Annotated in this window: 3 protein-coding genes; 2 read left to right on the top strand and 1 reads right to left on the bottom strand. The window is 73.0% G+C overall.

What is annotated here, in order from left to right:
- Window positions 1-124 precede the first annotated feature (124 nt).
- Together HMPREF3105_RS02315 and HMPREF3105_RS02310 are read left to right on the top strand one after the other, a co-directional pair.
- Window positions 125-643 carry a ferritin gene (locus HMPREF3105_RS02315; RefSeq protein ID WP_036316448.1) on the top strand — a complete coding sequence of 173 codons (519 nt, stop codon included), beginning with the start codon at window positions 125-127 and terminating at the stop codon, window positions 641-643.
- Between the two features lie 145 nt (window positions 644-788).
- Window positions 789-1,739 (top strand): DUF808 domain-containing protein, encoded by a 951-nt coding sequence (locus tag HMPREF3105_RS02310; protein ID WP_036316447.1) that lies wholly within the window; start codon window positions 789-791, stop codon window positions 1,737-1,739.
- Window positions 1,740-1,865: 126 nt separating this feature from the next.
- Here the strand turns inward: HMPREF3105_RS02310 and HMPREF3105_RS02305 are convergent, their stop codons facing one another.
- Complete coding sequence (locus HMPREF3105_RS02305) at window positions 1,866-2,702, bottom strand: alpha/beta fold hydrolase (protein ID WP_070708684.1); 837 nt, start codon at window positions 2,700-2,702, stop codon at window positions 1,866-1,868.
- Window positions 2,703-2,966: the final 264 nt, after the last annotated feature.

Here is a 2,966-nt window from a genome sequence, read left to right as displayed (position 1 = left end):
CCAGCCTAGGGCCGGGTCCGCGGGGCGCCGAATCCGGCGGAGCCCGCCGCCCGCCGTCGTCGCGCCTCGATGACGGGGCGGCGCGCCTTCACCGCGCCCCGGCCGCCTGCCTAGAGTTCGAGTCATGAAGCTCACCGAAGACCTGCTGCAGAAGTTCGACGACCAGATCACCCTCGAGTTCGAGGCGTCCATGGTCTACCGCCAGCTCGCGATCGCCGCCGACGACCTGGACCTGTCGGGGATGGCCGCGTGGCTGCGGCACCAGGCGGACGAGGAGATCGTCCACGCGAACAAGTTCATCGACCACGTCGCCGACCGGGACAGCGTCCCGACGATCGGCGCCATCCCGGCCCCGCCCGTGCAGGCCGGCATCTCGGCCCTGGAGATCTTCCGGGCCGCGCTCGCGCACGAGCAGAAGGTCTCCGAGGCGATCCGCGAGCTGTACCGGGCCACCGAGTCCGCGGGCGACCTCAACTCACGCCCGCTGCTGAACTGGTTCCTGGACGAGCAGATCGAGGAGGAGGCCACCGTCTCCGAGATCGTGGGCCAGCTCGAGCTCGTCGGCGACGACGGCTCGGGCCTGCTCCGCATCGACGGCCGCCTGGGCTCCCGTCCCGTGGAGACCACCGAGAACGACGCCTGAGCCCACCGGCGGCCTCGTCGGCCGCGCACGCACCGGCCCGGTCCCCCACGGGGCCGGGCCGGTGCGTGTCCGTCCTCGCCGCTATGCTCGACCTGCGCCCTGCCCGCGCACCGGCGCGCCCGTCGGCCCCACCCCAGGAGGAACCATGGTCGGACTCGTAGCCCTGCTCGACGACGTCGCCGCCCTCGCCCGCCTCGCCGCCGCGAGCGTGGACGACGTGGCCGCCGGAGCGGGACGCGCTGCAGCCAAGGCGGCGGGTGTGGTGGTCGACGACGCCGCGGTGACCCCGCAGTACATGGCCGGCGCGGCCGCGGCCCGCGAGCTGCCGATGATCTGGCGGATCACCAAGGGCTCCCTGCGCAACAAGCTCGTGTTCATCCTGCCCGCGCTGTTGCTGCTCGACTGGCTCGCCCCCTGGATCCTGCCGTGGCTGCTGCTGGCCGGCGGCACCTACCTGTCCTATGAGGGCGCGCACAAGGTATGGGGCAAGCTCGCCGGCCACGGGCATGCCGACGACGCGGAGCCCGCCGTCGAGCGGGGCCCGGAGGCCGAGGACACCGTGGTGCGCGGGGCCATCACCACGGACTTCATCCTCTCCCTGGAGATCATGGTCATCTCCATGAACGAGGTGACCGACCTGGGCTTCTGGATGCAGGCGGCGGTCCTGGCGGTGGTGGCCGTCCTCATCACCGTATGCGTGTACGGGGCGGTGGGGCTGATCGTGAAGATGGACGACGTCGGCCTGCACCTGCACCAGAACGCCTCGACCTCCGGCGGCCGCTCGTTCGGCGCCGGGCTGGTCAAGGCCATGCCGCACGTGCTGCGCGTGGTGACCGTCATCGGCACCGTGGCGATGCTCTGGGTGGGCGGCCACATCGCCCTCGTGGAGCTGGACGCGCTGGGCGTGCCGTGGCCCTACTACGCCGTGCAGCACGGGATCGTCGAGCCCGTCACGCACGCCGCCGGCGCGTTCCTCGGCTGGCTCACGGAGACCGCGACGTCGGCCGTGTGGGGCCTGCTCTGGGGCTCGGTCGCGCTCGGGGTGGTCCTGCTCGTCGGACGCCTGCGCGGGAAGAAGGCCGCGCCCGCCCACTGATGCGGCGGCTGACGGGTCCGCCACCACCCGCGCCCGACGCTGAGGCCCGCAGACGCGCCGCTACGCACGGAACGTGGCGGCGCGTCTGCGGGCCTCGGCGCTGTCTCCGTCTCCCGACGGGCCCCGTCAGTCGGCGGTGAGGAAGGTGCGCACCGCGGAGACGAAGGCCTCGGGCTGGTCGGCGTGCAGCCAGTGGCCGGCGTCACGGACGGTCACGCGCACGACGCGCGGGAACAGCTCCTTCATCCGCGGCACGTCCTCATCCTGGACGTAGTCCGACTCGGCGCCGGCCAGCCACAGGACCGGATGGTCGAACACGCGCTCCGGATCCTCGGGGACCACCGGGTCCGGGAACGAGCCGATCTCCCGCAGGTGCTCGAAGAGCATGGCCACGTTGGGCTGCCACGCGAAGTGGCCGGCCGTGCGCCGCAGGTTCTGCAACAGGAAGCCGCGCACCCGCGCGTCGTGGACGTGCTCGGCCATGGCCGCGTCGGCCTCGGCCCGCGAGTCGTACGCGTCCAGGTCCATGCGCAGCATGGTGCCCAGCAGGTGCACGAACTCGTCCGTGGCCTGCGGCGAGACCCGCGGGGAGATGTCCTCCACGATCAGCCGGTCCACGAGGTCCGGGTGCCGCAGGGCGAGCACCATCGCGACCTTGCCCCCCATCGAGTGGCCCAGCAGATGGACCGGCCCGTCGGCGGCGAGGCCGGCGCGCAGGTGGGCGGCCACCCGGTCCGCGATCTCGCGGTAGTCCACCCGGTCCGTCCAGGGCGAGGCGCCGTGGTCCGGCAGATCGATCAGCTCCACCGTGAAGTCGTCGCCCAGCTCCTTGGCCGGGCCGGTGAAGTTCCGGCCCCGGCCCAGGAGGCCGTGCAGGAACGCGACGCGGCGCGGGCCCTCCCCGATGCGGGTGGAGGCCAGGGGGGCGTCGGACAGGTCGGAGGCGGCGGCGGTCGTGTTCACCCGACTCAGGCTAGCGCGGGACCGCGACGGTGCCTCCCCCGCCTTACAGTCATCTCGACCCTCTGAGATGGGCGCGAACAGTGTCATACTGACCAGAACAGCCCCGCCAGTCCGCCCCGGGAGGTCCCATGCCGGTCGCTGAGGCCCGCGTCAGCGTGGCCGTGTCCACGGCCGTCTTCGGCGTGCGCCCGGACCCGCACGGCGTGCCCCGCCTCTGCGTCGCCCTCGTCCCGCGGATGCGCGAGCCGTTCCTGGACCGGTGGG

It is taken from the genome of Micrococcus sp. HMSC31B01 (assembly GCF_001816085.1).
GTDB lineage: Bacteria > Actinomycetota > Actinomycetes > Actinomycetales > Micrococcaceae > Micrococcus > Micrococcus luteus.
Note: the sequence above shows the minus strand (reverse complement) of the source record. Positions and strands in the feature narration are given on the sequence as shown.

Coding starts and splice junctions, on each gene's coding strand:
- HMPREF3105_RS02315 (WP_036316448.1), top strand. CDS start 125: ATGAAGCTCACCGAAGACCTGCTGCAGAAGTTCGACGACCAGATCACC.
- HMPREF3105_RS02310 (WP_036316447.1), top strand. CDS start 789: ATGGTCGGACTCGTAGCCCTGCTCGACGACGTCGCCGCCCTCGCCCGC.